Source organism: Nonomuraea sp. NPDC003201 (assembly GCF_053590415.1).
The window spans coordinates 1-7,736 of the sequence record NZ_JBSFTC010000419.1 but is presented as its reverse complement, the minus strand read 5'-3'; the positions used below and the strand labels follow the sequence as shown (position 1 = coordinate 7,736).

Sequence of the window (7,736 nt, the reverse complement as noted above, 5' to 3'; positions counted from 1 at the left end):
CGACCTGGGCCTTCCTGAGCTCGGTCTGGGCCAGCCTCATCCGCGCCACGGCCAACGAGGCCCCGGCCGGCGCCGGCGCCGCATCGAGGTGGCGGGCGTGCTCGGGATCGCGGCCGTGCTGGCGTACCAGTCCTACACCTACCTCTGGGCCGCGGACTTTCCCATCGAGGCCAACGTCGGCCCGTACGTGCGCAACGCCGCGGACACCGCCAGCGCCTGGGTGCAGGACAGCCTGGTGACCTACACCAACGCGCTGAAGAACGCGCTCACCAACGGGCTGCTCAACCCGTTCGAGGCCCTGCTGACCGGCTCGCCCTGGTGGCTGGTCTGCCTGGTGGCGGTCGCCGTGGCCCTGCTGGTGGGCAGCGCGCGGGCCGCGCTGGTCACCGCCGTCGGGCTGCTGATGGTGCTGGCGCTCGGACTCTGGCAGGACAGCATGGTGACGCTGGCCTCCACGCTGGTCGCGACCATCCTGGTGATGGTGCTCGGGGTGGTCGCCGGCGTGTGGATGGGCCGCAGCGACCGGGCCGACACCCTGCTGCGTCCCGTGCTCGACGCGGGGCAGACCATGCCCGCCTTCGTCTACCTGGTGCCCATCCTCGGCCTGTTCGGCCCGACGCGGTTCACCGCGATCATCGCCGCCGTGGTCTTCGCCGCGCCGGTGGCGATCAAGCTGGTGGCCGAGGGCATCAGGCGGGTCTCCCCGACCACGGTGGAGGCGGCGACCTCGGCGGGGGCGGGCACCTGGCAGCTGATCTCCAAGGTGCAGCTGCCGATGGCGCGCAGCGGCGTGACGCTGGCCGCGAGCCAGGGACTCATCTACGTGCTCTCGATGGTCGTCGTGGGCGGCCTGGTGGGCGCGGGGGCGCTCGGCTACGACGTGGTGGCCGGGTTCTCCCAGCACGAGCTCCGCGGGAAGGGGCTGGCCGCCGGGATCGCGATCGTCGTGCTCGGCATCGTGCTCGACCGCGTCATGCGCGCCGCCACGCAACGGGCCGACGCCGCCGCCCACGGAGGGCTTGCGACCAAATAAGGAACAGGAACACAGGAGGACCAAGTGGCGATGTCGAGAAGCGGCAGGATCAGGGCGCTCGCGCTCGTGACCGGCGGCGGCCTCCTGCTCAGCGCGTGCAGCGGAGCGAAGGTCGGCGAAACCCAGCAGGCCGCCGCGGGAGGCGGCGGCAAGACGTGCGGCACGTTCAACCTCGCAGTCAACCCATGGGTGGGCTACGAGGCCAACGCCGCGGTGATCGCGCTCGTCGCGGAGAAGAACCTCGGCTGCAAGGTGGTGAAGAAGGACCTGAAGGAGGAGGTGTCCTGGCAGGGCTTCGCCACCGGAGAGGTTGACGCGGTCGTGGAGAACTGGGCCCACGACGACCTGAAGAAGAAGTACATCGACGAGCAGAAGGTCGCCGTCTCGGCGGGGCCGACCGGCAACAAGGGCGTCATCGGCTGGTTCGTGCCGCCGTGGATGGCCAAGAAATATCCTGACATCACCGACTCGAAGAACCTCAACAAGTACGCCTCGCTGTTCAAGACCTCCGAGTCCGAGGGCAAGGGCCAACTGCTCGACGGCGACCCGTCCTTCGTCACCAACGACGCGGCGCTGGTCAAGAACCTCGACCTGGACTACAAGGTCGTCTACGCGGGCAGCGAGACCGCGCTCATCCAGGCCTTCCGGCAGGCGGAGAAGCAGCAGACGCCGCTCATCGGCTACTTCTACGACCCGCAGTGGTTCCTGTCCGAGGTGAAGCTGGTCAAGGTCGATCTGCCCGCGTACACCAAGGGGTGCGACGCCGACGCGGCCAAGGTGGCCTGCGACTACCCGCCGTACGAGCTGGACAAGATCGTGAGCAAGAAGTTCGCGGACTCGGGCAGCCCCGCCTACACCCTGGTCAAGAACTTCACCTGGACCAACGACGACCAGAACCTCGTGGCCAAGTACATCGCCGAGGACAAGATGACGCCCGAGGAGGCGGCCGCCAAGTGGGTCGCCGCCAACCCCGACAAGGTCAAGGCCTGGCTCCCCGCGACCTGACCGCTCCTCCGCCGTGCGCCCGGCCCGATCGTCCTGCCGCGATCGGGCCGGGCGTACGCGTGCGCTCACCGGCCGAAAGGCTGTACTGAATAAGACAGAACACCCCTTGACACCCGGAATGCGGCGAGCGACGCTTGTTGCGGAAAGCGCGTTTGGTTGCATATACCGCAACAACGGAGGTGGCTATGACGGGCCCGAGCGTGGTCATCATCGGCGCGGGCGTGGTCGGCGCGGCCTTGGCCGACGAGCTGTCCGCCCGAGGCTGGACCGACGTCACCGTCGTCGACCAGGGGGACGTGCCCGCCACCGGCGGCTCCTCCTCGCACGCCCCCGGCCTGGTCTTCCAGGTCAACGGGTCGAAGACGATGACCGAGATGGCCCGCTACACCGCGGAGAAGTTCGTCGAGCTCGACAGCTTCCTGCAGGTCGGCGGGCTCGAGGTGGCCACCAGCCCGCAGCGGCTGGCCGAACTGCACCGCAGGCACGGCTGGGCGGTCGCGTGGGGGCTCGAAGCCCACCTGCTCACGCCGCAGGAGTGCGCCGCCAAGCACTCGCTGCTGGACGAGGCCAAGGTGCTCGGCGGGCTCTACGTCCCGACGGACGGGCTGGCCAAGGCGGTCAAGGCGGTGGACGCCCAGCTGGCCAGGGCCCGGGAGCGCGGCGTGCGGGTGCTGCCCCGGCACGAGGTGCTCGACATCAGGACCCAGGACGGCAAGGTGTGCGCGGTGGTGACCGACCACGGCGACCTGCCCGCCCAGGTGGTCGTGTGCTGCGCCGGGATCTGGGGCCCGAAGGTGGCCCGCATGGCCGGCATGGAGCTGCCGCTCACCCCGCTGGCCCACCAGCTCGCCTGGACCGGGCAGGTGCCCGGGCTGGCCGGCCAGACCGAGGAGGCCACCCGGCCGATCCTCCGCCACCAGGACGCCGACCTGTACTACCGCGAGCGCTTCGACACGCTCGGCATCGGCTACTACGGCCACCGGCCGATGCCGATCACCGCCGACGAGATCCTCGCGGTGGACGAGGCGGAGGTGATGCCGTCGGTGCTCACCTTCACCCCCGACGACTTCGCCAAGGCCTGGGAGGAGACCCAGGCGCTGCTGCCCGACACGCAGAAGGCGGAGGTCGAGTCCGGCATCAACGGGCTGTTCTCCTTCACCACCGACCACCTGCCGCTGATGGGGCAGTCCCAGGACGTCGAGGGCTTCTGGGTGGCCGAGGCGGTCTGGGTCACCCACTCCGCGGGCGTCGGCCGGGCGATGGCCGAGTGGCTGGTCGACGGCCACTGCTCCTCGTTCGACCTGCACGAGTGCGACGTCAACCGGTTCGAGCCGCACCAGCTGGCGCCCGACTACGTGCGCGATCGCGGCTGCCAGAACTACGTCGAGGTCTACGACATCATCCACCCGCTGCAGCCGATGGAGCACCCGCGCCCGCTGCGGCTGAGCCCCTTCCACCCGCGCCAGCAGGACCTGGGCGCCGTCTTCCTGGAGGCCTCGGGCTGGGAGCGCCCGCAGTGGTACGGCGCCAACGCGCCGCTGCTCGACGGGCGCGACCTCCCCACGCCCGGCGCGTGGGCCGCCCAGTACTGGTCGCCGATCGTCGGCGCCGAGGCGCAGGCCACCCGCGAGGCGGTCGCGCTGTACGACATGAGCGCGCTCAAGCGGCTGGAGGTCAGCGGCCCCGGCGCACTGGCGTTCCTGCAGCGGATCACCACCGGCGACGTCCACAAGTCGGTCGGCTCGGTGACGTACTGCCTGCTGCTCGACACCGACGGCGGCATCCGCAGCGACGTCACCGTGGCCCGGCTCGGCCCCGACCGCTTCCAGCTGGGCGCCAACGGCAACCTGGACCTGGACTGGCTGGAGCGGCGCCGCCCGGCCGACGTGTTCATCCGCGACGTCACCGCCGGCACCTGCTGCCTGGGTGTGTGGGGCCCCAGGGCCCGCGACCTGGTCCAGCCACTGACCGGCATCGACCTGACCGCGCTGAAGTACTTCCGCGGCGCCCGCGGCTTCATCGGCAACGTGCCCGTCACCATGCTGCGCCTGTCCTACGTCGGCGAGCTCGGCTGGGAGATCTACACCACCGCCGACATGGGGCTCAAGCTCTGGGACACGCTCTGGTCCGCGGGGCAGGAGCACGGCGTGCTGGCCGGCGGCCGCGGCGCCTTCACCAGCCTGCGCCTGGAGAAGGGCTACCGCTCCTTCGGCACCGACATGACCTTTGAGCACGACCCGTACGAGGCCGGCCTCGGCTTCGCCGTCAAGCTGGACAAGGGCGACTTCGTCGGCCGCCGGGCGCTGCTGGAGCGCAAGGAGTCGGTCCGCAGGAAGCTCACCTGCCTGCTGACCGACGAGGTGGTCATGGGCAAGGAGCCGGTCTACGACGGCGACCGGGCCGTCGGCTACGTCACCAGCGCCGCCTACGGCTACACCGTCGGCCGCGGCATCGCCTACGCCTGGCTGCCCGCCTCGCTCGCGAGCCCGGGCCAGGCCCTGCACATCGGCTACTTCGACCAGCGCGTCCCGGCTGTCGTGGCCGAGGAGCCGCTCTTCGACCCGGCGATGACCCGGCTGCGCGGTTAGGGAAAGGACCTCATATGATCGACACCCCGCTGGACGTGGTGGACCCCGAGGTCCACGCCCTGATCGGCGCCGAGCTCGCCAGGCAGCGCTCGACGCTGGAGATGATCGCCTCGGAGAACTTCGCGCCCGCCGCCGTGATGGCGGCCCAGGGCTCGGTGCTCACCAACAAGTACGCCGAGGGCTACCCCGGCCGGCGCTACTACGGCGGCTGCGAGCACGTGGACGTGATCGAGCAGCTCGCCATCGACCGGATCAAGGCGCTGTTCGGCGCGGAGGCGGCCAACGTGCAGCCGCACTCGGGAGCCCAGGCCAACGCGGCGGCGATGGCGGCGCTGCTGGAGCCCGGCGACACCATCCTCGGCCTCGACCTGGCCCACGGCGGCCACCTGACGCACGGGATGCGCATCAACTTCTCCGGCCGCCTGTACAACGTGGTCGCCTACCACGTGCGCGAGAGCGACCACCTGGTGGACATGGACGAGGTCGAGCGCCTGGCCCGCGAGCACCGCCCCAGGCTCATCATCGCCGGCTGGTCGGCCTACCCGCGGCAGCTGGACTTCGCGGCCTTCCGCCGGATCGCCGACGAGGTGGGCGCGTACCTGATGGTGGACATGGCGCACTTCGCCGGGCTGGTGGCCGCCGGGCTGCACCCCTCCCCCGTGCCGCACGCGCACATCACGACCACGACCACGCACAAGACGCTCGGCGGCCCGCGCGGCGGGGTGATCCTGTCCACGGAGGAGCTCGCCAAGAAGATCAACTCCTCGGTCTTCCCCGGCCAGCAGGGCGGCCCGCTGGAGCACGTGATCGCGGCCAAGGCGGTCTCCTTCAAGATCGCCGCCGGGGAGGCGTTCAGGGAGCGGCAGCTCCGCACACTGGAGGGCGCCCGCATCCTGGCCGACCGGCTGCTGGCGCCCGACGCGGCGGCCGCGGGCGTGAAGGTGCTGACCGGCGGCACCGACGTGCACCTGGTCCTGGTCGACCTGCGCGAGTCCGCGCTGGACGGCAAGCAGGCCGAGGACCGGCTGCACGCGGCCGGGATCACGGTCAACCGCAACGCCGTGCCGTTCGACCCGCGACCGCCCATGGTCACCTCGGGCCTGCGGATCGGCACCCCGGCGCTGGCCACGCGCGGCTTCGAGGCGGCCGACTTCGCGGAGGTCTCCGACATCATCGCCACCGCGCTGACGCCGGAGGCCGACCTGTCGTTCCTGCGCGACCGGGTCGAGGTCCTGGCCGGCAAGCACCCGCTGTACGGAGAGGCGCGATGAACCTGCCCGAGCACCCCGAGTGGCTGTGGGGCGCCACCGAGCCCAGGCGCTCCTACGACGTGGTCATCGTCGGAGCCGGCGGGCACGGCCTGGCCACCGCCTACTACCTGGCCAAGAACCACGGCATCACCGACATCGCGGTCCTGGAGCGGGGGTGGCTGGCCGGCGGGAACATGGCGCGCAACACCACGATCATCCGCTCCAACTACCTGTGGGACGAGAGCGCGGGCATCTACGAGCACGCGCTCAAGCTGTGGGAGGGCCTGGAGGAGGAGCTCGGCTACGACCTGCTGTTCAGCCAGCGCGGCGTGCTCAACCTCGCACATAGCCTCCAGGACGTACGCGACAGCGTGCGCCGCGTCGAGGCCAACCGGCTCAACGGTGTCGACGCCGAGTGGCTGGACCCCGAGCAGGTCCGCGAGGTGTGCCCGATCGTGGACATCTCGCCCGGCGTGCGCTATCCGGTGCTCGGCGGCACCTTCCAGCCCCGCGCCGGCATCGCCAAGCACGACCACGTGGCCTGGGGGTACGCCCGCGCCGCGGCGGCCCTCGGCGTGGACCTCATCGAGCACTGCGAGGTCACCGGGCTGCAGGTGAGCGACGGCCGGGTCACCGGCGTGGAGACCACCCGGGGCCCGATCTCCGCCGGCCGGGTCGCGCTGTGCGCCGCGGGCCACACCTCGGTCGTGGCCAAGACCGCGGGGATCGACCTGCCGCTGCAGAGCCACCCGCTCCAGGCGCTGGTGTCCGAGCTGCTCGAACCCGTGCACCCGACGGTCGTCATGTCCAACGCCGTGCACGTCTACGTCAGCCAGGCGCACAAGGGCGAGCTGGTCATGGGCGCCGGCATCGACGCGGCCAACTCCTACCGGCAGCGCGGCGCCTTCCACATCATCGAGCGGCAGATGGCCGCCGCGCTGGAGCTGTTCCCGATCTTCGCCCGCGCGCACGTGCTGCGCACCTGGGGCGGCGTGGTGGACGTCTCGCCCGACGCCTCGCCGATCGTCGGCCTGACCCCGGTCCGGAACCTCTACCTCAACTGCGGCTGGGGCACCGGCGGCTTCAAGGCGACACCCGGCGTGGGCTGGTGCTTCGCGCACACCGTGGCCAACGACGAGCCGCACCCGCTCAACGCCCCCTTCTCCCTTGACCGATTCACCACCGGGGCGCTCGTGGACGAGCACGGCGCCGCCGCGGTCGCGCACTGAGGAACCGCCGATGCTGCAGATCCCATGCCCCTGGTGCGGCCCTCGCGACGAGGCCGAGTTCCACTACGGCGGGCAGGCCCACGTCGCCTACCCCGCCGACCCGGCCGCGCTGTCGGACGAGGAGTGGGCGCGCTACCTGTTCTTCCGCGACAACCCCAAGGGCCCCTTCGCCGAGCGGTGGAGCCATGCGGCCGGCTGCCGCCGCTGGTTCAACCTGGTCCGCGACACCGCCACCAACGAGATCCTGGAGGCCCGATGAGGCTGTCCACCGGCGGGCTGATCGACCGCGGCGGCACGCTGCGCTTCCGCTTCGACGGCCGCGAGCTGACCGGCCACCCCGGCGACACCCTGGCCTCCGCGCTGCTGGCCAACGGCGTGCGCCAAGCCGCGACCAGCGTCAAGCTGGGCCGCCCGCGCGGCATCTTCGCCGCGGGCAGCGAGGAGCCCAACGCGGTCGTCCAGATCGAGCGGCCCTTCCCCGAGCCGATGCGGCCGGCCACCACGATCGAGCTGTACGACGGGCTCGTGGCGAGCAGCCTGCCCGGCCGGGGCCGCCTGGCCGCCGAGCCCGACCCGGCCCGTTACGACGCCGTGCACGCCCACTGCGACGTGCTGGTGGTCGGCGCCGGCC

At 71.4% G+C, this 7,736-nt stretch carries 7 protein-coding genes; all 7 read left to right on the top strand.

What is annotated here, in order from left to right; genetic code table 11:
- Window positions 1–1,033 (top strand): ABC transporter permease (locus ACWDX9_RS56345; protein WP_449971123.1); only part of this gene is annotated, 1,033 nt, incomplete at its 5' end.
- Between the two features lie 30 nt (window positions 1,034–1,063).
- On the top strand, window positions 1,064–2,038 hold the full coding sequence (locus tag ACWDX9_RS56340; RefSeq protein WP_449971126.1) for an ABC transporter substrate-binding protein: 975 nt from the start codon (window positions 1,064–1,066) through the stop codon (window positions 2,036–2,038).
- Window positions 2,039–2,223: 185 nt separating this feature from the next.
- Window positions 2,224–4,626 carry a GcvT family protein gene (locus ACWDX9_RS56335; protein ID WP_449971120.1) on the top strand — a complete coding sequence of 801 codons (2,403 nt, stop codon included), beginning with the start codon at window positions 2,224–2,226 and terminating at the stop codon, window positions 4,624–4,626.
- A 14-nt stretch (window positions 4,627–4,640) separates the two neighbouring features.
- Window positions 4,641–5,897, top strand: a complete 1,257-nt coding sequence (gene glyA, locus ACWDX9_RS56330) for a serine hydroxymethyltransferase (protein WP_449971116.1) — start codon at window positions 4,641–4,643, stop codon at window positions 5,895–5,897.
- Window positions 5,894–7,105, top strand: coding sequence for a sarcosine oxidase subunit beta family protein (locus ACWDX9_RS56325; RefSeq protein ID WP_449971113.1), 1,212 nt, complete (start codon window positions 5,894–5,896; stop codon window positions 7,103–7,105). Before glyA ends, ACWDX9_RS56325 begins: the two co-directional genes overlap by 4 nt.
- A 10-nt stretch (window positions 7,106–7,115) precedes the next feature.
- Window positions 7,116–7,364 (top strand): sarcosine oxidase subunit delta, encoded by a 249-nt coding sequence (locus tag ACWDX9_RS56320; RefSeq protein WP_319708365.1) that lies wholly within the window; start codon window positions 7,116–7,118, stop codon window positions 7,362–7,364.
- The coding region (locus ACWDX9_RS56315; RefSeq protein WP_449971110.1) for a 2Fe-2S iron-sulfur cluster-binding protein at window positions 7,361–7,736 on the top strand (376 nt) is incomplete at its 3' end. The genes ACWDX9_RS56320 and ACWDX9_RS56315, both read left to right, overlap by 4 nt.